This is a genomic window from Paenarthrobacter sp. A20 (assembly GCF_024168825.1).
GTDB lineage: Bacteria > Actinomycetota > Actinomycetes > Actinomycetales > Micrococcaceae > Arthrobacter.
In genome coordinates, this window is sequence record NZ_JALJWH010000001.1 from 420,424 (window position 1) to 440,476 (window position 20,053).

The window sequence follows — 20,053 nt, forward strand, 5'->3', positions numbered from 1 at the left end:
CCCAACAGTGCGCCAAACACAACCCCCACAAACCGCACGCCCCGGCCACGTTCCAAACAACACCACACCCCAAAGAGGCACAGGTCGCCGTACTGGCACCAGGACACAACCGGTAAAGGCCATGCCAAACAAGTTTGATTCGTTGATATTCCACCCATGAGCACCCACCGCAGAACAGACGCCTGCGCAATGGGCAACACTGACAACCACCACCACACCCATGCAGGCGCAGCAACCAGTTGCTAGCAGCTCCTTAGAAAGGAGGTGATCCAGCCGCACCTTCCGGTACGGCTACCTTGTTACGACTTAGTCCCAATCGCCGGTCCCACCTTCGACGGCTCCCCCCACAAGGGTTAGGCCACCGGCTTCGGGTGTTACCAACTTTCGTGACTTGACGGGCGGTGTGTACAAGGCCCGGGAACGTATTCACCGCAGCGTTGCTGATCTGCGATTACTAGCGACTCCGACTTCATGGGGTCGAGTTGCAGACCCCAATCCGAACTGAGACCGGCTTTTTGGGATTAGCTCCACCTCACAGTATCGCAACCCTTTGTACCGGCCATTGTAGCATGCGTGAAGCCCAAGACATAAGGGGCATGATGATTTGACGTCGTCCCCACCTTCCTCCGAGTTGACCCCGGCAGTCTCCTATGAGTCCCCGCCATAACGCGCTGGCAACATAGAACGAGGGTTGCGCTCGTTGCGGGACTTAACCCAACATCTCACGACACGAGCTGACGACAACCATGCACCACCTGTAAACCGACCGCAAGCGGGGCACCTGTTTCCAGGTATTACCGGTTCATGTCAAGCCTTGGTAAGGTTCTTCGCGTTGCATCGAATTAATCCGCATGCTCCGCCGCTTGTGCGGGCCCCCGTCAATTCCTTTGAGTTTTAGCCTTGCGGCCGTACTCCCCAGGCGGGGCACTTAATGCGTTAGCTACGGCGCGGAAAACGTGGAATGTCCCCCACACCTAGTGCCCAACGTTTACGGCATGGACTACCAGGGTATCTAATCCTGTTCGCTCCCCATGCTTTCGCTCCTCAGCGTCAGTTAATGCCCAGAGACCTGCCTTCGCCATCGGTGTTCCTCCTGATATCTGCGCATTTCACCGCTACACCAGGAATTCCAGTCTCCCCTACATCACTCTAGTCTGCCCGTACCCACTGCAGAACCGGAGTTGAGCCCCGGTCTTTCACAGCAGACGCGACAAACCGCCTACGAGCTCTTTACGCCCAATAATTCCGGATAACGCTTGCGCCCTACGTATTACCGCGGCTGCTGGCACGTAGTTAGCCGGCGCTTCTTCTGCAGGTACCGTCACTTTCGCTTCTTCCCTACTGAAAGAGGTTTACAACCCGAAGGCCGTCATCCCTCACGCGGCGTCGCTGCATCAGGCTTGCGCCCATTGTGCAATATTCCCCACTGCTGCCTCCCGTAGGAGTCTGGGCCGTGTCTCAGTCCCAGTGTGGCCGGTCACCCTCTCAGGCCGGCTACCCGTCGTCGCCTTGGTAGGCCATTACCCCACCAACAAGCTGATAGGCCGCGAGTCCATCCAAAACCACAAAAGCTTTCCACCCCCCACCATGCGATGAGGAGTCATATCCGGTATTAGACCCAGTTTCCCAGGCTTATCCCAGAGTCAAGGGCAGGTTACTCACGTGTTACTCACCCGTTCGCCACTAATCCCCCAGCAAGCTGGGATCATCGTTCGACTTGCATGTGTTAAGCACGCCGCCAGCGTTCATCCTGAGCCAGGATCAAACTCTCCGTTGAAGTAAAACAAATCAAACAGACACAACCACACCCACCGGAAATAACGGTAGAACGCGGCTGCACAAAATTCGAAACCAGCTGAAAACCAGCCCACCACACACGGGGGTGCATGACAGAACTGGCATAAATTTCAACCAATCAATAAAACAATCGGTATCAACAAACTTGGCACACTATTGAGTTCTCAAACAACAGACACAACCGGCACCACCCACACCCCACAGGGTCCAGGATCGCTCCGGAGCAACTTTCCAAACTTACCCGATCAACTGGATCTTGGCAAATCATCGTTTCCGCGATTTTCGATCCAATCTTCGGCCCCACCCTGCACAGGCACGCTCAAAAGCGGGCCGTTTTTCAGGCTGTTATCAAGGGGGTCGGCCTCCGCGGTTCTCAGCTCCAGGCTGTCTCACTCGCGGCGACTCAGAAGACATTACACGTCCCCAAGCCTCGGCACAAATCCACCCCAACACCACCCAAAAACCCCACAAACACAGGCCAAACGGTGTCACAACGCGGTCGAATCACTCTCAATCGAACGAAATTGGGCGAAGTGAAGCCCATCACAGAGTGACTGCGGGCGGGGGCCGACGGGATCTTCCAGGGCGACCGCCCCCCACACACATGCGGGTAAGTGCCGTCGTCGAGGGTGCGCCAAGGAGCGTTGCCGCAAGGGGTGAGAGAGCGTCGACCCCAAGCGTGGAATACGTGAGAGAAGGTTGCTTGAAAACGGCGAAAAGATGAGAGAGCGTCAGAAGCGGGCTGCGGTTTTCCGGCGGCGCGTCCACAGTAGGAACGACCGAGCGCGCAGAGGATGACCGCGGCAACCACACGCGCCAACCACACGCGCCAACCACACGAACCAACCACACGAACCAACCACACGCGCCCCGGCTGACGGTAAGCACGCTTTAACGCAGAAAGGGCCGGCAACCATAACGGTTGCCGGCCCTTTCAGAGCTTCGTGATTACCAGGAAGACTTGGTGATGCCCGGGAGCTCACCGCGGTGAGCCATGTCGCGGAAGCGAACACGGGAGATACCGAACTTCTGGAGCGTGCCGCGGGGACGGCCGTCGATCTGGTCGCGGTTACGCAGACGGATCGGGGAGGCGTTGCGGGGCAGCTTCTGCAGGCCGAGGCGTGCAGCTTCGCGTGCTTCGTCAGTCGCGTTGGGGTCAACCAGGGTCTTCTTCAGTTCGAGACGCTTGGCAGCGTAACGCTCAACAATGACCTTGCGCTGCTCGTTGCGAGCAATCTTGGACTTCTTTGCCATGTGTTTAGCGCTCCTCTCGGAATTCGACGTGCTGGCGGATCTTGGGGTCGTACTTCTTCAGGACCAGGCGGTCCGGGTCGTTACGACGGTTCTTGCGGGTTACGTAGGTGTAACCCGTGCCCGCGGTGGACTTCAGCTTGATGATCGGACGTACGTCCTTGTCCTTTGCCATTAGAGCTTTACTCCTCGTGCCAGGATGTCGGCGACGACTGAGTCGATGCCGCGTACGTCGATGGTCTTGATGCCACGGGCTGACAGGGTCAGCGTGACATTACGGCGCAGGGACGGAACCCAGTAGCGCTTCTTCTGAATGTTCGGGTCGAACCGACGCTTGTTGCGACGGTGCGAGTGCGAAATGCTGTGTCCAAAGCCCGGCTCGGCTCCGGTCACTTGGCAGTGTGCTGCCATGACTCTCCTCCAAAGATTGAATGTAACGGCGTGCAGATGTTCCTGCGTTACCGTGCGACAGGCAGCGTCCGCATCCGGGTCCAGACCATTTCGGTAGTTTCCGCAGCAAGTGCGGCGAAGAAGGTTGGCCTCAGGACCGGGCAGTGATCAACACTGGAACAAGTCCTGGGATACCGGGCGAATACAGGAATGCACGCAACTTGAGCCCCTAACTACCGGCCAACGGGATGTCGGAAAACCGACAGTCACCACCAACCGGAGCAATTGCACACGAACCGCACTACCTAGCGCCTAACTATTCTACGGGCCAGGCCAAATTAAGACCAATCCGGCATCATACGCCCCTTAAAGCTCTTTCACAGCAGAACGAAAGGATGCTCGGTGAGTCTTAGGTCATGACCTCGTTATTGACCCCGGATTCGCCGGTGGAAACCGCCCCGGCAACGGCCTCGCGAAAGCGGCCACCCGCCGTCGAACGCTTCCGTCCCCAGGCACGACGGCGACTTGCCCGGGCAGATTTGCTCGGGGCCGTGGGGTGGTTGTCGGGTGTGGCGGCGGTGGCACTGTGGCTGGCCGACGGCGGTGCCAGCGGCTTCTCAAGCTTCGCGGGGACCATGACTGCCCTTGGCATCGTCGCCGGACTGATCGGCATGGATCTGGTTCTGCTGATGCTGCTGCTGGCGGCAAGAATTCCGGTGGTCGACAACGCGATCGGACACGATCGTGCCTTGGAGATCCACAAATCCCTCGGGAAGCCGGCACTGTATCTGCTCCTGGCGCACGGGCTGTTCTTAGCTATTGGATACGGCGCCGCGGAGGGACTGGACCCGTTGAGCGAGTCCATCTCACTCTGGGTCAACGTGCCTGACATGTGGTTGGCATTTGTGTCCATGGCACTGTTTATTGCCGTGGTGGTGACGTCCCTGGTTGCAGTCCGCCGCAAGTTCCCTTACGAGTTCTGGTATGTGGTGCATTTGCTGACGTACGCGGCCGTTGGGACGGCTATCCCGCACCAGTTCAGCGTAGGCGGGCTATTCGCCGAAGGAACGTGGCAGCGCTGGTATTGGCTGGCCCTGTGCATCGGCACGGGCGTGGCGCTGGCCTGGTTCCGCATATACCAGCCCCTCGCGGCAAGCTTCAGGCATCAACTCACCGTCAGCCGGGTGGTCCGTGTGGCACCGGGTGTCTTCAGTATCGAAATGACGGGACGGAACCTTGAACGGTTGGCCGGCTCTGGCGGGAGGTTCTTCTTGTGGCGATTCCTGGCACCTGGCCAATGGTGGCGGCCGCACCCGTTCAGCCTTTCCGCGGAACCAGTTCCCGGAGGCCGGAACCGACCCGGCAAGCTGCGCATCACTGTCCGCAACCTGGGGGAGGGTTCTGCCAGCCTGGCCCACATCAGGCCAGGCACCAAGGTGGCGATCGAAGGTCCCTACGGCTTGTTCAGCACAGCCGCCCGATCCCGCGAAGACGTGGTCATGATTGGTGCCGGCATCGGGATCACGCCCTTGCGGTCGCTGTTGGAAACCACGCCGTTTGACCCTGGTCACGCGATCGTCCTGCTCCGCGGCCATGACGAATCCGAACTCTTCCTTGGCCAGGAAATCATGGCCCTCTGCCAGGCGCGCGGTGTCACGCTCTACCACCTGACCGGGCCAAGGTCCTCCGGAGACCATTCCTGGCTACCCCGCAACGCGGTCAACGACGGCTTCACGCTCAGCTCCTACGCACCCGCAATTGCCAATGCCGACGTCTACGTTTGCGGCCCTGCCCTCTGGGCCTCCTCCGTGATCCGGGACGTACAGGCGGCCGGCGTCCCGGCGGAACAACTCCACAACGAAAGGTTTGACTGGTGAGAATTCGACCAGCACTGGCAACCGCCGTCGCGTCGGCCGGTATCCTTCTGGCCGGCTGGCAGTCAGGCGCGCATATCGCCGAGACCGGCACGGCGACCACCACCAGCCTGGGCAGCAGCGCAACGAGCGGCGGCACCGCCTCCGGCGGTACAAGTTCCGGCGGAGGCACCACTACCGGGTCTTCTTCCGCAGGGTCCGGAAGCAGTTCCGGCAGCAGCACGGGAAGCACGACGGCGGCAACGTACGACGGCGCGTCCGTCCAGACCCGCTTCGGTACAGTCCAAGTGCAAGTGACGATCCAGGGCGGCAAAATCACGGAAGTCACGGCGTTGCAGCTCACCGATGCTGAACGGAAGTCGGCTCAGATCAGCAGCCGCGCGGCACCGGTTTTGCGGTCCGAAGTACTCCAAGCCCAGTCCGCCAACGTCCAGACCATCGGCGGCGCGACCGTCACCAGCGACGCCTACCTCACCTCGCTTCAGGCAGCCCTCGATGCAGCCAACTTCTAACGGACAACAGCTCCGTGCCCGCACCTTCCGCAGCATGGGCACGGTGGTGAGCCTGACAGTGGCGAGCAACACCTACGCCGATACCGCCGTGGACGAGCTCGAGTCCGCCGTCGAGGTTGTTGAGGGCGTCTTCGTGAAACTGGACCACGCGTTCAGCCTGTACCGTCTCGGCTCCGAAGCGAGTCGACTGGCCCGCGGCGAGCTGACGTTGGCCTATGCCTCGGAGACCATGCGGGACCTTTACGCTGAGGCATCCGAGTGGCGGCTCGCGACAGAAGGTGCCTTCACTGCGGAGCGCCCGGACGGCCGACTGGACCTGTCCGGGATCGTTAAAGCCCATGCCGTGCGGGAAGCGGCGCTGTCCCTGCGGGCACTCGGGCTTCAGGACTGGTGCGTGAATGCGGGCGGTGACGTGCTGGTAAGCGGGTCACCCGGGCCCGCCACGAATGACCCCTGGCTCGCCGGCATCCTGGACCCCCTGGATCGCCAGGCGTTGCTGGGCGCGTTCCCGCTGCAATCCATGAAGGCACTGGCAACGTCCGGGTCTGCCGAACGCGGCGACCATATTTGGGCCGTAGGAGGGGCCAGGCCGGAGTTTGTCCAAGTCTCCGTCGCGGCAGCGGACATCGTCACGGCTGACGTCCTGGCAACGGCCATTGTCGCCGGCGGAACCCGGACGTTGGATCAGGCCGTTGCCGGATGGGGCGTTGAGGTGCTCGCTGTGCGGCCCGACGGTGAACTGCTGGCCACACCGGAATTCCGGTCCGCCGCCTAGAGCGGCCTGATCAGTTCGGGGTATTTAGGACTCAAGCCGTCGCCGGAGGACACGCCGCGTACACGGCGGGCAACCCACGGCGCCGCTGATTCCCGGAACCAGCGGGCGTTGGACTTCAGGACCTCCACGCGGTTCATCAAACGGACGGGCGCGAGTTCGGGAATCTCGATCACGTGCTCATGCTCGAGGACGTCGAGCACGCGCTTTGCCATGTTGACGTGGCCGGCGGTGGACATGTGCATCCGGTCCTCACCCCAGAGGCGCCAATCGTCGTACTCGTCGAACCGCCAGTAATCCACCAGCAAAGCGCCATGGTTCTCGGCAATTTCCCGCACCAGTTCGTTGTAGATCGCAGTCCGGCCGCGCATGGCGCTGAAGACCTTGGAGCTCTTGGCATCAAAGCCTGTGAAGAGGACCACGGTGGCGCCCGTCGCGCTCAACTTGGCGATGCCGGCGTCGTAATCCCCAAGAAGGGAGTCAATATCGATCTTGGGCCGCAGGATGTCGTTCGCCCCTGCATACAGCGTCACCAAGGTTGGCTTCATCGCGACGGCGGCATCCACCTGTTCGGCCATGATCTGGCGTAGCTTCCGGCCACGGATTGCGAGGTTGGCGTAGCCGAAGTCGGCATTGCTGCGAGCCAGTTGCCCGGCCACCACATCAGCCCAGCCTCGAACGCCATTGGGACGGTGGGGATCGTCGTCGCCGACGCCCTCAGTGAACGAGTCCCCCAGGGCAACGTAACGGGCAGAAAAATCCATGCCGCCAGTCTGCCACTTGAACGCTCAGGGCCACAAAGCCCGCGGCGGGAGCGCTACGAGTCGCGAAGGATCCAGTGGTTGTTGTCCAGGCGGGCAACGATCTTCTCTCCGATGCGTGCGAGGTCGGACACGTCTTCCGGGCTCAACGAATCCAGCATCAGGGTTCGCACGGATTCCACGTGTCCCGGAGCGAGGGAAACGATGGTGGACATACCGGCGTCGGTCAGGTGGGCCACCGTGACACGGGCATCACCGGGGTGTGCCTGCCGTTCAACCCAGCCACGTTTCTGCAGCTTGGTGACCACGTGCGAAAGGCGCGACAAGGAGGCACTCGTGCGCGCAGCAAGCTCACTCATGGGAAGGTAACGGCCCTCGGTTTCGGAGAGCATCGCCAGTACGTTGTAGTCGAACAGGGACAATTTTCCGGCCGACTGAAGCTGGGTATCCAGAGCCGAGGGAAGCAGGGTGTTGATGCTCAGCAGGGCCAGCCAAGCACGTCGTTCGTCGGCGTTCAGCCAGCGGGGTTGAGTCATGCATCCATCTTATGAGAATCCGCTGCTTCATTTGGGTGCCGGCCACGGCACAGGCGATAGGCTGGCGGCATGTTTGTCGTCTCATTGACCTACAAGGTTCCCGACGAAATTGTCGACTTCCACCGCCCGGGCCACATGGCTTGGCTTAAGGACGCGTTCGACGCCGGGATCTTCCTTGCGTCGGGACGTCGCGTTCCAGCCACCGGAGGCGTGCTGCTCTCCAAAGTGGACAGGGCCGCGCTGGATGCCTCGCTGGCCGAGGACCCGTTCTACAGCAACGGAGTGGCCGAGTTCGAGATCATCGAGTTCACGGCCACGAGTGTCGCCGAGGGCTACGAAAACCTGCTGGACAGCTGAGGCTTCTGCGCTTTAGCAGTTCCCAGCCTCTCAGGCAGCACCACCGGCATGAGCCCGGGCCAGCGCGCCCCCAGGTGGTCTCCGCTCGAAACGCCGCGGAGCCGGCGCGAAAGCCAAGGTCCGACGTCGCGCCTGAGCCAGGCGACGTCGTCGGCGATGTTTTCGGTGCGGGTCCGTGGACGGGGAGCTGCAAGCGTGGGCGACTGGAGTGAATGCGGCTCCCTCAGCACCTCCATGACCTTCTTGGCCATATAGCCATGCCCCGGAGTGGACATGTGCAGGCGATCCGGAGCCCACATCCGCGGGTCCTGGAACTTCTCGAAGCACCAATAGTCCACCAAGAGCGTTTGGTACTTCGCCGCAATCCGCCGGATGGTGCGGTTGTAGATTGCCGTGCGAACTTTGAGCGGCTCAAGCAGGGGCGACAAGGGAACGTTGTAGCCCGTGAACAGCAGGATCGTGGCACCGCTCGCTTTGAGGCGCCTGACCGCATCCTCGTAGTCCCTCATGAGCTTGGCCATGTCCAGCCGTGCCATGAGGAGATCGTTGCCGCCTGCGTAGAAGCTGACCAAGGTGGGGTCCATGGCCAAGGCCTGCTCGATTTGTTCGTCCATGATCCGTTGAAGGCGCCGGCCGCGGACGGCGAGGTTGGCGTAGCGCGTTGCGGCATCATTCCGCGCCATTTCTTCTGCAACACGATCAGCCCAGCCCCGGCAGTTGTTGGGGAGCCTGAGATCGTTGTCGCCCACACCTTCGGTGAAGGAATCGCCGAGGGCAACGAACCGGACCGGCTTCATCATTGCGTCGCCTCTTCCATGAGTTTCTTCAAACCACCCTTGCGGGGCACCTTCACGGGCTCCGGCCAGCGGGGGGTGAGCGTATCGCCGAGTGTGACCCCGCGCAGCTTGCGCCCAAACAGAGGAACCACCCAGTCGTTCACCCAGCGGCGCTGCCGGCGTTCCCATTCGCGCATGGACATTCGGGAGGGCGGGTCCCATTCCTTGGGCGAGATCTTGTGCGGGACGTCGAGGTGATCCAACACTTGGGCGGCCAAGTACTTGTGGCCTGCCTTGGACATATGCAGCCGGTCCGGGGCCCACATCCGCGAGTCTTTGTAGGCATCGAAACACCAATAGTCCACCAAGACGGCGCCGTATTTGGCTGCGATGTCGCGGACCCTTTGGTTGTACAAGGTGTTGCGCTTCTTGAAGGGTTCCAGCACGGCTGAAACCTTAACGTCGAACCCGGTGAACAGGACCAGGGTGGCGCCGGTTTCGCTCAGGCGTGCGACGAGCAGCTCGTAATCGTTGAGGAGCGCATCCATGTCAGTACCAAAGTCCAGGATGTCGTTGCCGCCCGCGTAGAGCGTGATCAGCGTTGGTTCCATGGCCAACGCAGGCCCAAGCTGTTCGTCGATGATGTGCCGGAGCCTTTTGCTGCGTACTGCCAGATTGGCGTACTCCCAGCCCGACTGTGCCTTGGCCAACTTCTCGGCAACCCGGTCGGCCCATCCGCGGACCCCGTTGGGCAGCACCTTACTGGGGTCCCCCACGCCCTCGGTGAACGAATCCCCGATGGCGACAAACCGCCGTCGAACGTTGTTCCCATCCCCGAAGTCGTCCCGCACCCCACCGAAGCTACCCGCCCCCGGTTAAGCCCGGACCAACCCAAAGTGAACACAGAAACCACCCCAAACCTGACGGAGAAGGAGAGGCAACGAAAGGTGCGGCACGGCCGGTTGGCGGGCATCCGGCAGCGTGCGTCAAAGCGACGAAGGAGCAGCACGCCGAGGATGGCCGACAATCGGCCACCCAACGGTAGAGCTGGACTTAGCCCTCTGCCTTGCCTCGTCGCCAGTAGCCCATGAAAGCAACTTGCTTACGGTCAATACCAACGTCCCGGACCAGGTAGCGCCGCATTTCCTTGATCACGAACGCTTCGCCGGCGATCCAGGCGTAGAACGGCAGGGCACCGGCGGGAAGGGTGGGGTTCTTGCTTGCTTCGATGGCGGCGGTGTCCATGCGCTGCGGGGTTTCCCAGAGGATGTCCTGGTCCACGTTGACGTCTTCGGGCTCGGGTCCGGCTGCGGTCCCATCGCCCTTGATGCCAACCCAGCCCGGCACGGGAACGGCCTTGGCCACGGCTTCCTTGAGGAGTTCACCGTGGGGGCGCGAGCGTCCGATGGCGGCACCTCGTGCGAGCCACGTGATTTCGATGTCAGCTGCGGTGTTGATGTCCTGGAAGTCGGCGGCTTCGGGGACTTCGAGGAAGGCATGGCCGGTCATGTCGGCGGGCAAGCTTTCGAGGATGGCGCTGATCGCGGGGACGGCGGTTTCGTCGCCGGCCAGCAGGATGCGCTGGGCCAGGCCCGGACGCCATTCAATACCGCCGTATGCGCCGGCCGTGGTGCACTGGGCTGCGCGGTTGTTGGGGCCGATGATGGTGAGCGCGTCGCCTGGTTTCGCTCCAAGTGCCCAGTTGGCTGCGGGTCCACCATGGCCGGCGTCGTCGAAGTGCATGACGAAGTCGATGTCGATTTCCGGGTACACAGCGTCAAGACGCTCGGACCGGACGGTGTACGTACGCATGTCACCACGGACGGACGGGTCCATGGCCAGCCATTCCTGGTACCAACCGGCCTCTTCCATCCTGAAGGCAGGCAGCGGGATCTGCTGTCCGGCGGCGTCGAAGGACGGAATCATCAGCTTCACGCGCAGGTCCAGGGTGTCGCCTGCTACGCCGAAGTCGCGCAGCGAGTAGCCGCCGAACGTGATCCGGCGGAAGTTGGGGCTGAGCTCCTGCACCGCAGTGACCGTGACGTCGAAGGCAAGGGTCATGGGTTCCACTGCGGCACTTGCTTTGGCCTGGGTCGGTTGTGCACTCATGAGGCGATCTCCAGTTCGTTGGTTGAAGCGGGGCGTGCGTGGTGGCGTCCGATGGGGACGATCAGCGGTGTACCTGAGATGGGGTCCGGAACCACACGGGATTCCAGGCCGAAGACGTTGAAGACCAGCTCTTCGGTCACTACGACGGGAGCGGGACCTTCGGCCACGATGCACCCGCCCTTCATGGCGATGACGTGGTCTGCATACCGGGCTGCCAGGTTGAGGTCGTGGAGCACGATCGCCACCGTGGTGCCGCGGCTGCGGTTGAGGTCGGTGACCAGGTCCAGGACTTCCACTTGGTGTGCGAGGTCGAGGTAGGTGGTCGGCTCGTCCAGCAGCAGGACCTCGGTTTCCTGGGCCAGGGCCATGGCAATCCACACGCGCTGGCGCTGGCCGCCGGACAGTTCGTCGATGCTCCGCTCAGCGAGTTCCAACGTGGCGGTGGCGTCGAGCGCGCGCTGCACCGCGGCGTCGTCGGCTGCGCTCCAGCTGCGGAAGAAGCCTTGGTGCGGGTAGCGGCCGCGCCCCACAAGATCCCGGACGGTGATGCCGTCGGGAGCAGTCGGGTGCTGCGGGAGCAGGCCGAGCGTCCGTGCTAGTTCGCGGGCGGGACGGGTGTGGATGTCCTTGCCGTCGAGTGTCACCGAGCCGCCAGCCGGCTTGAGCAGGCGGGAGAGGCCTCGCAGGAGCGTGGATTTTCCGCAGGCGTTGGCGCCCACGATCATGGTCACTTTGCCCTCGGGGATTTCGGTGGAGAGCCCCTCCACCACCTTGCGCTGCTCGTATTGGAGCGTCAGGTCCTGGGCATTAAGGATGGCCATGTCAGGCCTCCTTTCGGTTCGACGTGACCAGCAGCCACAGCAGGAAGGGTGCACCGAGGGCGCCGGTGATGACGCCGACCGGGAGGACGGTTCCGTCGAGGATGACGGGGGCGATGTTGGAGGCGAAGAAGTCAGCGAGGAGCACGATCAGCGCACCGGTAAGGGCCGACGCCGGGAGGCTGGGTTTGCGGACGATACGACGCGCGATGGGTCCGGCGAGGAAAGCGACGAACGCCACCGGACCGGCAGCAGCAGTTGCGACGGCGGCGAGTCCGACGGCGGTCAGAACCAGTCCCAGCCGGGCGGCGTTGACCTTAATGCCGAGGCCTGCGGCGGCGTCGTCCCCGAGTTCGAGGATGCGCAGCGGGCCGGCCAAGGCAATGACGGCAGGAATCAGGACCAGCAGGGAGGCCGCAAGGACGCCTGCCCGGTCCCAGGTGGAGGAGTTCAAGGATCCGTTGAGCCAGATGAGGGCGTCGGCGGCGGTGCGGATATCGGCGCGGGTCATGAGGAAGTTGACCACCGCATGGAGGGCTGCGGCGATGCCCACGCCCGCCAGGATGAGACGGTTGCCGGCGGCATTGCCGCGGCTGCCTCCGCCCGCGCCCGAACCGGTACCGCGGGAGATCGCGTAGATGATGGCTGCGACGCCGAGCGCACCGCCAAGTGCGGCTCCGGAAACCACTGCTCCGGAAGCTCCGAAAATCACGATGGCCGTCACGGCAGCAGCGCTGGCGCCGTAGCTGATGCCGATGATGTCCGGGCTTGCGAGGGGGTTGCGCAACATGGTTTGGAAGAGCGCCCCTGCCAAACCGAAGGCGACGCCGATCATCGTGCCAACCACTGCACGGGGCAGCTTGTGCTCCATGACGATGAAGCTGGCCCCCGGGATCTTCTCGCCGCCGGTCAGGTGGTTGATGACGATCGTGAAGAAGTCCGGGATGGTGACGGTGTAGCTGCCCAGGAGCACGTACACCGCGAACATGACGACTACAGCGAGCCCGAGGAAGAAGGTGGGGCCCAGCACGCGCCGAAGTGACAATTGATGGCCATGTTTGCCGGGATTATTGGTGCTATGTGCCATCTCGGGAGCGGCTTTGAGGGCGGTCATAGTCCGGCCCCCTTTCCACGACGGATGAGCCAAATGAAGACCGGGGCCCCGATGAGCGCGGTCATGATGCCGGCGGGCACTTCGCCCGGGAGCAGGATGACACGGCCAACGATGTCGGCGCTGATCAGGAGGATGGGGGCCGCAACCGCGGAGAACGGCAGGATCCAGCGGTAGTCCGGCCCGGTCAGCGAGCGGACTGCGTGGGGGATGACAAGCCCCAGGAAGGCAATCGGTCCGGCCACAGCCGTGGCAGATCCGCAAAGCAACACGATGCCCAGCCCGGTGATGGCACGGGAGAGTGCGACGTTCTGGCCGAGGCCACGGGCAATGTCGTCGCCGAGTGCCAGGCTGTTCAGAATGCGGCCGCCGGCCAGGACAATCACGGCCCCGATGGCAAGGAACGGCAGCGCAGGAAGGAGGACGGACCAATCACGTCCACCAATGGTGCCCACCTGCCAAAAGCGGAAACGGTCGAAAGTGTCCTGGCTCGAAACCAGGATGACGTTCATCAGGGAGAACAGTCCGGCGCTCAGGGCCGCACCCGCGAGGGCGAGCTTGACCGGCGTCGCACCGTCCCGTCCACGGGACGCAATGGCGTAAACGACGACGGCGGCCGCTGCGGCGCCGATGAAGGCGAACCAGATGTACCCGGACAGGGACGTGATGCCGAAAACGTAGATGCCCACTACCACTGCGAGGGCGGCACCGGCATTAAGTCCCAGGATGCCGGGATCGGCCAGCGGGTTGCGGGCCACACCCTGCATGGCTGCGCCGGCCAGGCCAAGGGCAGCACCGGCCAGCAGGCCCAGGACAGTTCGGGGAATCCGGGCGATGACCACAGCATGGTTACCGTCGGCCGGATTGAAGTTGGTGAGTGCTTCCCACACGGTGTTGAGGGGAAGTCCGCGCGCGCCGATCGCCAAGGAGGCGGCGCTCACTGCGGCGAGTACGACGACGGCCACCAACAGCCAAGCAGTGCGCTTGCCTGCGGTGCCCCGGGAACCGGTTCCCCCTCCGGTTCCCACGGCGCCAGGGGTGATGCCTCCCGGGCCAGCCGGCACCGAAGTGCCGTTGCCCCGCCCCTGGACCGCCGTCGTCGTACTCAGTTTCATTGCAGTTACTTGCCCGCTGCGTCAGCGGCCTTACCCAGCTGCGGCAGGAACGTGTCCAGTGCCCACGGCAGGCTCAGCGGCGAGGAAGCAGAGATGGAGAGAGTCAGTGTCTGGTCGGAATCAGCAACCAGGGCGCCCTTCTTGATGGCCGGGATCTGGCCAAGCAGCGGGTCGGCCTTGATGGCGTCAGCAGTGGTGGCATCCGGAACCCAAGTGACGAAAACGTCGGATTCGAGCTCATTGGCCTTTTCAGCAGACCACGGGATGAAGAATTCCGTAGCGCTCTTGGTGTTCTGCTCCACCACGGGAGCCAGCTTCATGCCGATTTCGGAGAGGAAGCGGGGGCGGTTGTCGATCGCGGTGTAGACATTGACGCCGTCGCCCTTGGCAGGTTCAAGGTTGCCGTAAATGAAGGTCTTGTCCTTTAGCTGCGGGAACTTGGAAACCTTGTCCTTGACAGTGGTTTCGGTGTCCTCGATCAGCTTCTTGGCTTCGGCTTCCTTGCCCAGTGCCTTGCCGATGAGGGTGGTGCTTTCCTGCCACGGCGTACCGTAGGCGAGCTCCGGCTGCGCCACAACGGGGGCGATTTCGCTGAGCTTCTTGTAGTCAGCCTCTTCCAGGCCGGAGTACGCGGCCAGGATAACGTCCGGGCTGAGCTTGGCGATCTCGGTGAAGTTGATGCCGTCCGCCTCGGAGAACTGGACCGGAGCCTTGTCGGTGCCAAAGCCGGCGCCAAGCTTCTCCAGTGCTGCGTCCTTCCAAGGGGTAGAGCCCTTGTCGTTATTGCCCCACTCGTTCTTCGGAACACCCACGGGAACAACGCCCAGTGCGATCGCGACGTCGTCATTGACCCACGAGACGGTGACTACGCGCTTGGGCTGTTCCTTGATGGTGGTCTCACCAAAGACGTTCTTGATGGTCACGGGGAAAGCTGAGGATGCGGCCTGCTCAGATGCCGGAGCGGAAGTTGCCGGACCAGTGGAGCAGCCGGTGAGGGTAAGAGCGACGGCGGCAAGGGCGGCCGTCGCGGTTCCTGCTGTTTTCAGCAGGGCGCGGCGTGGGAGAAGGGAAGCCACGGGACTCCTTAAGTAAGTGATGCGAACCTAAGTAAGGCTAGCCTAGCCTGCCGATAATTAAGAAACGTTTGCGTCACGTAATCCTCCCATCGTGGCCCCTTTTGCGCCCAGTGAGAGGCAGATCACACCCTCGATCACCTCCCGGTGGACAGCATCACCGCAATTTTGGGAGGATAGCGGCAGCGGACTACCGCTTCCAAGGAATACGACGAGGGGTTGAGCATGCGCGCTGTTTCAGTTGCCGCTGCCACGGTTGGCGAGGTGGCCACTTTGGCCTGCTTGGCACTCCCCCTTACGTCGGCATCTTCCTGAGCTCACCAGGCACCCTGGTTTAAGGGGTCTTGTCGCTGTGCCCTGCAGCTCGCAAGATGACCGACGGCTTCTGCCATTCCGCGCGCTCCCACTGTGGCCGCGCGGACGTCGACCATTCCCGAAAGAAGCTTTGCCATGCAGAAAATCACTGCCCAACAGATCCGTTCGTCCTTCATCAACGCCAGCCGCTCCGAGGCCGCCAAGCTCAACCTTCCGCGCAACTTCGAAACCCTCGACTGGGACAACCTCGAATTCCTTGGTTGGCGCGACGAGAAAATGCCCCAGCGCGGCTACCTCGTGGTTCCGCACCGGGGCAAGCTCACCGGACTCCTGCTCCGGGCTCCTGAAGGCGGGTCCGGGAAGAGGCGCGTAGTCCTCTGCGAACTGTGCCGCGACGTTTTCTCCAAGGACGACGTTTACCTGTGGGTCGCCAAGAAAGCCGGGCAATCCGGCAAGGACGGCAACACCGTGGGAACACTGATCTGCGCCGAGTTCGGCTGCAGCACCAACGTGCGCAAGGAACCGCCCGTCAACGAGATCAACCCGGACCCGGCCGCCGTCGTGGTTCGGCAAATCGCCGGACTGGAATCCAGGACCGGACAGTTCCTGGACCGGGTCCGGGCCAAGTAACCAACTAGTCCCAAGTAGGTAGCAGCAAGCGCCGTTTAGAACCCTCAAAACGGCATGACCTGCTACCTACTTGGGCGCGCCGGACCTACTCCGGTGCGATGGTGACAGTGGCCCCTTCGCAGGAGCTCTCGAAACCCAACTGGCAGGACAACCGGGACCGATCCTCGACGTACGTGTCCGTTTCGACGAGTAATTCCAACTCGTCCTCGCTGCGCTCCCCGGCGGAAGGGAATGCTTCCTTCTCAAGAAACACGTGGCACGTGGCGCAGGACGCGGTGCCGCCGCAGGACGCGAGGATGGGGAAATCGTTATCCCGCAGGACTTCCATGAGGGACTGATCGGCTGACCACTCGACGGCGTGTTCCTGGCCTTCACGGTCAATGACGTTGATGTTCTTGGTGCTCATTGCAGGATCCCTTTCCTGGATCGAAAAATCAGATTGCGGCTTCTGCCAATGGGGTGCCCGGGACGGATGCGAGAACCGGGTCGACGGCTGCCCCGGCGGCGATCAGCTTCTTGGCAGCCATGAAGTCCTTGAGGGAATCAACTGTGTCCACCGCGGACAACCTGCCGCCGCGGAGGTAGACCACAGAGAATTTCCTGTCCTCCACGTTCCCCCGCACAATCACGTCATCGTCCGGGTGCCGTACGCCGGCGGTCTGGAGGCGAACGCCGTGCTGGACGGTCCAAAACCACGGAATGTCTGCGTCCTTCCTCGGTTTCTCCACGATGTGGTGGACGATGCTGTCGGCCTGGGCCTGCGCGTTCTGGATGCATTCCAGGCGGAGGCTCGATCCGTCGAAAGGACTCGTAAAGCGGGTGACGTCGCCTGCGGCATAGACCGACGGACGCGACGTCCGCCCGTGCTCGTCCACCAGGATGCCGTCGTTGCACTCCAGCCCGGCAGCTTCGGCCAACTGTTGGTTGGGCACCACGCCTATTCCGGCAATCACGACGTCGGCTGGGTAGCTTTCGCCGTCGGCCGTCACTACCCGCTCGACCCGGTCGCCGCCCTCGACTGCTGTTACAGCGGCACCGAAAACGAAGCGCACCCCGTGTTTCTCGTGGTGCTGCTCGAAGAACCGTGAAACAGGCTCGGACGTCACGCGGCTCATGACACGGTCCTGGAATTCAAGGACAGTAACGTCACATCCGAGCGCAGCCGCGGCGCCGGCCACTTCAAGGCCGATGTAGCCTGCCCCGATGACAACTACTTTGGCACCAGGGGCGAGCCGGGCACGGAGGCGGGTGGCGTCGTCGAACGTTTTCAGCGTTTGCACGCCCGGAAGGTCACCGCCCGGGATCCGCAACGCCCGCGCCGTGGAACCTGTGGCGATCACCAGCCGGTGATAGGCCCGGCTCGTCCCGTTGGACAGCGTGACTGAGCAATTTTCGACGTCGACCTCCCGGACTTCCAGCCCCAGCAACGTCTCGATGCCCCGTTCCCCGTAGTATCCAGCACGGCGCAAGGGTGTGACCTGGTCCGTGGCGCCGGCCTTCAGCAATTCCTTGGACAACGGGGGCCGCTCGTAGGGAAGCCGGTCATCGGCGTCGACCAGCAGGACTCCGCCTTCCCAACCTTGGCTGCGAAGCCCCGCTGCGACGGAGACACCTGCGTGGCCGGCCCCCAGGATGATGATCGGTTCTTCAGGGACGTGCGGCTCATGCATTGGACTTCTCCATCGTGACGAACAGGTGCTCCGGACCGGAGTTGGTGAGGTTGTTGCCGCGGACATACTCGATCGGCTTGTTGGGATCCAGCACCATAGTGGCGAGCCTCTGCGCCAAAAGCCCGATGGTCACGGTGGTTTCCAGGCGGGCCAGCGGGGCTCCGAGGCAGCTGTGCACGCCATGGCCGAAACCAAGGTGTCCTTCCGGCCTGCGGTCGATGTCGAATACTGCCGCGTTGGGATACTTCCGGTCATCCCAGTTGGCGGCAGCGGGCATGAGGCGAACCACTGAGCCCTTGGGGAGGGTGACTCCGGAGACCTCAACGTCCTCGGTAGTGATGCGGCTAACCCGCTGCACCGTTCCGCGGTACCGCGCTAGTTCCTCCATGAACAGTTCGGCGTCCTCCGGTGTTTCCCGGATGCGCTCCAGAAGTTCCGGATTCTCAGCGAACACACGGAAGGCGTTGGCGATCAGGATGGTGGTGGTGTCATGACCGGCCACGAAGACGAAGGCGCACAACTCCTTGGCTTCCTTCTCGCTGAGCAGCCCGTCCTTCCACATCCGCGCGATTTGCCCACCGACAGACTGGTTCTCCTCCGCATGCAGCCGCTCGAGGTTCTCCTTGAGGAAGTCGAAGAAGGCGAAAGCGCTCTGTTCGTCGGTTCCTGTGCCATTGGCGTTGCGGGCGAGACGGCCGAAGTAGCTGAACGTCTCGTCGGACCAGAATTTGAGCTTGTCGAAGTCCGGGTTGGGGACGTCCAGGAGCGCGCTGATGGTGGACATGCTCAGGGGAATCGCGTAATCGTCAACGGCGTCACCACCACCGGCGGCGAGCATGTCGTCCAAGTACATGGTGGCGTTCTCCCGCACCCTTTCTTCAAAGGTCGCTACGGCCTTGGGTGTAAACGCCTGGGCCACCACCTGACGCAGCCGGCCGTGGTTGGGAGCATCGAACAAGGTCAGGAAGGTCAGCGGGATCGGGTCCACCACCTGGGACGAGAACATCTTGGGTGCACGGAGGCCTTTCCTCACGTCGTCGTAGCGGGTAATGAACCAGACATCGGACTGCGGCGTGAAGCAACGCAACACGGGAGCGTTCTCCAGCATCCACTGGTAGTGCGCGTACGGGTCGCCCTGGCTTCCGTCGTCCACCACCTTGAACGGCTCCAGCCCTTCGGGCCATTCCAGTTCATGGGAGTACGGCGGCAACTCGCGCGGTTCGTGCTCGACGGCGGCGACGGGGCACGTCAAAGGCTCAGACATCGTTGTCCTACTTTCGGGCTGGTGGCGGGATCTGCGAGGTCACCGCCGGGTTGATGTGATGCAGGTCTCCAGTCTGTGGATCTGCGATCAGCGAATGAACAGCCCTTCCGCTCAGCGGAATGAGTCGCGTTAAATCAGAGCCTGCGCGAGCCCGGAAGCCTGTTGTCGGCACCAAGGCTCCGCGAGATGCCGTGGGCCGCCGTCAGCAGCGACGGGATGATGGCCGGTACGTTGGCCTCATCGCGGGGGACGATCGCATTCAGCGAGGCCGCAATTTTGCCCGATGCTCCGAAAACCGGAACCGCGATGCCAATCCAATCCATGTGACCGATGCCAGGGATGGCAACGTGCCCGCGCTGCCGGATCTCGGCCAAGTGCTTCCGGATGAGGGTTGGATCGGTGATGGTATCCGGGGTGACGGCTTCGAGGGGCTGCGAAAGAATCCCATCCTGGTAGGCTTTGTCGGAAAAAGCGAGGAGAACCAAACCGGACGATGCCGCGTGGATCGGCATGCGTTGGGCAATGTGGGCAGCATCCAGCGGAGATTCAGGATCCGACAACCGTTCGACGTAAAGGACCGATCCCCTGTCCAGCACGGCCAACGTGGTGTGTTGCCGGACGGTGGCCTGGACGTCTTCCATGTAGGGCAGCGCCACTTCCTGCAGGCCCAACGCCTTGGATCCCCGGGCCCCGAGTTCCCACATCCGCATGCCGACGCGGAGCTCATCCCCGGAGACCTTCTCGATCAAGCCATGACGGGCCAACTCCTGGACAAGCCGATGGGTAGTCGTCAGTGGAAGGTCTGCCCTCCGGGCCAAACCCGACAAAGTCATGGTGGGCAGGGCCCGGTCGAAGGCCGACATCAACCGGACCACCCGGCTGATGACGGATTCCCCTGGAGTGGATTCGGTCATGCAGCGAG

General features: G+C 62.6%; 21 protein-coding genes and 1 rRNA gene. 5 read left to right on the forward strand and 17 right to left on the reverse strand.

The annotated features are described in order from the left end of the window. Nucleotides 1–257 precede the first annotated feature (257 nt). The 4 genes from J3D46_RS01970 to rpmB form a co-directional block, all read right to left on the reverse strand. Nucleotides 258–1,777: ribosomal RNA gene (locus J3D46_RS01970) — 16S ribosomal RNA — on the reverse strand. Between the two features lie 968 nt (nucleotides 1,778–2,745). Then, nucleotides 2,746–3,051: a 30S ribosomal protein S14 gene (gene rpsN / locus J3D46_RS01975; protein WP_011776360.1), complete on the reverse strand. Its 306-nt coding sequence runs from the start codon at nucleotides 3,049–3,051 to the stop codon at nucleotides 2,746–2,748. A gap of 4 nt (nucleotides 3,052–3,055) precedes the next feature. Beyond that, nucleotides 3,056–3,223: a 50S ribosomal protein L33 gene (gene rpmG, locus J3D46_RS01980; protein ID WP_003798558.1), complete on the reverse strand. Its 168-nt coding sequence runs from the start codon at nucleotides 3,221–3,223 to the stop codon at nucleotides 3,056–3,058. After that, nucleotides 3,223–3,459, reverse strand: coding sequence for a 50S ribosomal protein L28 (gene rpmB / locus J3D46_RS01985; RefSeq protein WP_011776361.1), 237 nt, complete (start codon nucleotides 3,457–3,459; stop codon nucleotides 3,223–3,225). The genes rpmG and rpmB overlap by 1 nt, the downstream gene beginning before the upstream one ends. 395 nt (nucleotides 3,460–3,854) lie before the next feature. Between rpmB and J3D46_RS01990 the strand changes: the two genes are divergently transcribed. Genes J3D46_RS01990 through J3D46_RS02000 form a run of 3 tightly spaced genes read left to right on the forward strand, consistent with a single transcriptional unit; the run spans nucleotide 3,855 to nucleotide 6,599 of the window. Then, entirely contained in the window at nucleotides 3,855–5,315 is a 1,461-nt protein-coding gene (locus tag J3D46_RS01990) for a ferric reductase-like transmembrane domain-containing protein (protein WP_231341724.1), read from the forward strand. Beyond that, a complete protein-coding gene (locus J3D46_RS01995) occupies nucleotides 5,312–5,824 on the forward strand; it encodes an FMN-binding protein (RefSeq protein WP_231341725.1) in 513 nt (170 codons plus the stop codon). Before J3D46_RS01990 ends, J3D46_RS01995 begins: the two co-directional genes overlap by 4 nt. Continuing rightward, nucleotides 5,808–6,599: an FAD:protein FMN transferase gene (locus J3D46_RS02000; protein ID WP_231341726.1), complete on the forward strand. Its 792-nt coding sequence runs from the start codon at nucleotides 5,808–5,810 to the stop codon at nucleotides 6,597–6,599. Before J3D46_RS01995 ends, J3D46_RS02000 begins: the two co-directional genes overlap by 17 nt. Here the strand turns inward: J3D46_RS02000 and J3D46_RS02005 are convergent. Together J3D46_RS02005 and J3D46_RS02010 are read right to left on the reverse strand one after the other, a co-directional pair. Then, a complete protein-coding gene (locus tag J3D46_RS02005; protein ID WP_231341727.1) occupies nucleotides 6,596–7,360 on the reverse strand; it encodes an SGNH/GDSL hydrolase family protein in 765 nt (254 codons plus the stop codon). The two genes, J3D46_RS02000 and J3D46_RS02005, sit on opposite strands and share 4 nt — an antisense overlap. Before the next feature lie 53 nt (nucleotides 7,361–7,413). Beyond that, nucleotides 7,414–7,893 (reverse strand): MarR family winged helix-turn-helix transcriptional regulator, encoded by a 480-nt coding sequence (locus tag J3D46_RS02010; protein WP_091463442.1) that lies wholly within the window; start codon nucleotides 7,891–7,893, stop codon nucleotides 7,414–7,416. A 69-nt stretch (nucleotides 7,894–7,962) separates the two neighbouring features. Here J3D46_RS02010 and J3D46_RS02015 point away from each other — a divergent pair, with 69 nt between their 5' ends. Beyond that, nucleotides 7,963–8,250, forward strand: a complete 288-nt coding sequence (locus J3D46_RS02015) for a YciI family protein (RefSeq protein ID WP_159708912.1) — start codon at nucleotides 7,963–7,965, stop codon at nucleotides 8,248–8,250. On the opposite strand, the gene J3D46_RS02020 is transcribed toward J3D46_RS02015, so the two are convergent. The 7 genes from J3D46_RS02020 to J3D46_RS02050 form a co-directional block, all read right to left on the reverse strand. Beyond that, nucleotides 8,226–9,050: an SGNH/GDSL hydrolase family protein gene (locus tag J3D46_RS02020; protein WP_231341728.1), complete on the reverse strand. Its 825-nt coding sequence runs from the start codon at nucleotides 9,048–9,050 to the stop codon at nucleotides 8,226–8,228. The genes J3D46_RS02015 and J3D46_RS02020 overlap by 25 nt on opposite strands. Beyond that, on the reverse strand, nucleotides 9,047–9,877 hold the full coding sequence (locus J3D46_RS02025) for an SGNH/GDSL hydrolase family protein (protein ID WP_231341729.1): 831 nt from the start codon (nucleotides 9,875–9,877) through the stop codon (nucleotides 9,047–9,049). The genes J3D46_RS02020 and J3D46_RS02025 overlap by 4 nt, the downstream gene beginning before the upstream one ends. A 202-nt stretch (nucleotides 9,878–10,079) precedes the next feature. Next, nucleotides 10,080–11,135, reverse strand: coding sequence for a siderophore-interacting protein (locus tag J3D46_RS02030; protein ID WP_231341730.1), 1,056 nt, complete (start codon nucleotides 11,133–11,135; stop codon nucleotides 10,080–10,082). After that, nucleotides 11,132–11,956: an ABC transporter ATP-binding protein gene (locus J3D46_RS02035; RefSeq protein WP_231341731.1), complete on the reverse strand. Its 825-nt coding sequence runs from the start codon at nucleotides 11,954–11,956 to the stop codon at nucleotides 11,132–11,134. Before J3D46_RS02035 ends, J3D46_RS02030 begins: the two co-directional genes overlap by 4 nt. A gap of 1 nt (nucleotide 11,957) precedes the next feature. Beyond that, complete coding sequence (locus J3D46_RS02040) at nucleotides 11,958–13,067, reverse strand: iron chelate uptake ABC transporter family permease subunit (RefSeq protein ID WP_231341732.1); 1,110 nt, start codon at nucleotides 13,065–13,067, stop codon at nucleotides 11,958–11,960. After that, a complete protein-coding gene (locus tag J3D46_RS02045; RefSeq protein WP_231341733.1) occupies nucleotides 13,064–14,179 on the reverse strand; it encodes an iron ABC transporter permease in 1,116 nt (371 codons plus the stop codon). Before J3D46_RS02045 ends, J3D46_RS02040 begins: the two co-directional genes overlap by 4 nt. 5 nt (nucleotides 14,180–14,184) lie before the next feature. Next, nucleotides 14,185–15,255: an iron-siderophore ABC transporter substrate-binding protein gene (locus J3D46_RS02050; protein ID WP_231341734.1), complete on the reverse strand. Its 1,071-nt coding sequence runs from the start codon at nucleotides 15,253–15,255 to the stop codon at nucleotides 14,185–14,187. A 447-nt stretch (nucleotides 15,256–15,702) separates the two neighbouring features. Here J3D46_RS02050 and J3D46_RS02055 point away from each other — a divergent pair, with 447 nt between their 5' ends. Beyond that, a complete protein-coding gene (locus tag J3D46_RS02055) occupies nucleotides 15,703–16,197 on the forward strand; it encodes an FBP domain-containing protein (RefSeq protein WP_231341735.1) in 495 nt (164 codons plus the stop codon). Nucleotides 16,198–16,282: 85 nt separating this feature from the next. Here the strand turns inward: J3D46_RS02055 and J3D46_RS02060 are convergent, their stop codons facing one another. The 4 genes from J3D46_RS02060 to J3D46_RS02075 form a co-directional block, all read right to left on the reverse strand. Then, the gene (locus J3D46_RS02060) at nucleotides 16,283–16,603 is read right to left on the reverse strand and encodes a 2Fe-2S iron-sulfur cluster-binding protein (RefSeq protein WP_231341736.1); all 321 of its coding nucleotides are present in this window, start codon (nucleotides 16,601–16,603) and stop codon (nucleotides 16,283–16,285) included. A 28-nt stretch (nucleotides 16,604–16,631) separates the two neighbouring features. Continuing rightward, nucleotides 16,632–17,867 (reverse strand): NAD(P)/FAD-dependent oxidoreductase, encoded by a 1,236-nt coding sequence (locus J3D46_RS02065; protein ID WP_231341737.1) that lies wholly within the window; start codon nucleotides 17,865–17,867, stop codon nucleotides 16,632–16,634. Then, nucleotides 17,860–19,131: a cytochrome P450 gene (locus tag J3D46_RS02070; protein WP_231341738.1), complete on the reverse strand. Its 1,272-nt coding sequence runs from the start codon at nucleotides 19,129–19,131 to the stop codon at nucleotides 17,860–17,862. Before J3D46_RS02070 ends, J3D46_RS02065 begins: the two co-directional genes overlap by 8 nt. A gap of 134 nt (nucleotides 19,132–19,265) precedes the next feature. After that, nucleotides 19,266–20,045, reverse strand: coding sequence for an IclR family transcriptional regulator (locus tag J3D46_RS02075; RefSeq protein WP_231341739.1), 780 nt, complete (start codon nucleotides 20,043–20,045; stop codon nucleotides 19,266–19,268). Nucleotides 20,046–20,053: the final 8 nt, after the last annotated feature.

Bases quoted from the DNA above. Each gene is read 5' to 3' on its own strand.
- rpsN (WP_011776360.1), bottom strand. From the start codon at position 3,051: ATGGCAAAGAAGTCCAAGATTGCTCGCAACGAGCAGCGCAAGGTCATT.
- rpmG (WP_003798558.1), bottom strand. From the start codon at position 3,223: ATGGCAAAGGACAAGGACGTACGTCCGATCATCAAGCTGAAGTCCACC.
- rpmB (WP_011776361.1), bottom strand. From the start codon at position 3,459: ATGGCAGCACACTGCCAAGTGACCGGAGCCGAGCCGGGCTTTGGACAC.
- J3D46_RS01990 (WP_231341724.1), top strand. From the start codon at position 3,855: ATGACCTCGTTATTGACCCCGGATTCGCCGGTGGAAACCGCCCCGGCA.
- J3D46_RS02000 (WP_231341726.1), top strand. From the start codon at position 5,808: ATGCAGCCAACTTCTAACGGACAACAGCTCCGTGCCCGCACCTTCCGC.
- J3D46_RS02005 (WP_231341727.1), bottom strand. From the start codon at position 7,360: ATGGATTTTTCTGCCCGTTACGTTGCCCTGGGGGACTCGTTCACTGAG.
- J3D46_RS02010 (WP_091463442.1), bottom strand. From the start codon at position 7,893: ATGACTCAACCCCGCTGGCTGAACGCCGACGAACGACGTGCTTGGCTG.
- J3D46_RS02015 (WP_159708912.1), top strand. From the start codon at position 7,963: ATGTTTGTCGTCTCATTGACCTACAAGGTTCCCGACGAAATTGTCGAC.
- J3D46_RS02020 (WP_231341728.1), bottom strand. From the start codon at position 9,050: ATGATGAAGCCGGTCCGGTTCGTTGCCCTCGGCGATTCCTTCACCGAA.
- J3D46_RS02030 (WP_231341730.1), bottom strand. From the start codon at position 11,135: ATGAGTGCACAACCGACCCAGGCCAAAGCAAGTGCCGCAGTGGAACCC.
- J3D46_RS02035 (WP_231341731.1), bottom strand. From the start codon at position 11,956: ATGGCCATCCTTAATGCCCAGGACCTGACGCTCCAATACGAGCAGCGC.
- J3D46_RS02040 (WP_231341732.1), bottom strand. From the start codon at position 13,067: ATGACCGCCCTCAAAGCCGCTCCCGAGATGGCACATAGCACCAATAAT.
- J3D46_RS02045 (WP_231341733.1), bottom strand. From the start codon at position 14,179: ATGAAACTGAGTACGACGACGGCGGTCCAGGGGCGGGGCAACGGCACT.
- J3D46_RS02055 (WP_231341735.1), top strand. From the start codon at position 15,703: ATGCAGAAAATCACTGCCCAACAGATCCGTTCGTCCTTCATCAACGCC.
- J3D46_RS02060 (WP_231341736.1), bottom strand. From the start codon at position 16,603: ATGAGCACCAAGAACATCAACGTCATTGACCGTGAAGGCCAGGAACAC.
- J3D46_RS02065 (WP_231341737.1), bottom strand. From the start codon at position 17,867: ATGCATGAGCCGCACGTCCCTGAAGAACCGATCATCATCCTGGGGGCC.
- J3D46_RS02070 (WP_231341738.1), bottom strand. From the start codon at position 19,131: ATGTCTGAGCCTTTGACGTGCCCCGTCGCCGCCGTCGAGCACGAACCG.
- J3D46_RS02075 (WP_231341739.1), bottom strand. From the start codon at position 20,045: ATGACCGAATCCACTCCAGGGGAATCCGTCATCAGCCGGGTGGTCCGG.